1 pseudogene is annotated in these 610 nt (G+C 55.2%); it reads right to left on the bottom strand.

What is annotated here, in order from left to right:
* Window positions 1–610, bottom strand: a pseudogene (locus NITUZ_RS02530) (trans-sialidase); the annotation flags it as partial.

The following is a 610-nucleotide window of genomic DNA, read 5'->3' as shown; positions in this document are numbered from 1 at the left end:
CGGCTTTGGCGGTGGCGGCGGTGGTGCCGTGGTTGTCTGTTGTGCCGAACTGGTAGACGTCTTCATTCCATATCCGCCGAAGGTCTTTGTCCTTGGGTGATATGCAAGTCTCTGCCTTGTTGCAAAGTACTTGTTCGAGGGCTGAGTATAGCCTGTGACCTTTGCCTTTTGCAGGTTCCAGTCAGATGTTGGCACGTCGACATTCACAGTATGCAGTGATGCATAGTATCGGTTTGGTGCGGGCACATATCCTGTCACCTTTGCCTTGTATGTGTGGGTGTCAGTCATCGGCGCATTCTTCCAGGTCTCCCAGACTGCAAGCTCTGTTGCTGCTGCCTCCGGTTTTGGTGCCGGTGGAGGTGCCTGTGTTTGCGGCGGTGTCTGTGGTGCCGGTTTCATTCCAGCTGGCAGTGATCCTCTAGGTGAGGTTGCTGCTGGTGCTGGCTTTGGTGCCGGTGGAGGTGCCTGTGTTTGCGGCGGTGTCTGTGGTGCCGGTTTTGGTGCCGGTGGTGGCGTGCTAGCTGCCGGTTTTGCCGGAGCCTCTATCTGGGTTGCAAGCTTGGCAAGCTTTTCTTCCAGTTCTGCGATTTTTGCTTCCAAATCTTTCTTT

It is taken from the genome of Candidatus Nitrosotenuis uzonensis, from assembly GCF_000723185.1.
Classification (GTDB): domain Archaea; phylum Thermoproteota; class Nitrososphaeria; order Nitrososphaerales; family Nitrosopumilaceae; genus Nitrosotenuis; species Nitrosotenuis uzonensis.
This window is presented reverse-complemented; position numbering and strand designations above follow the sequence as displayed.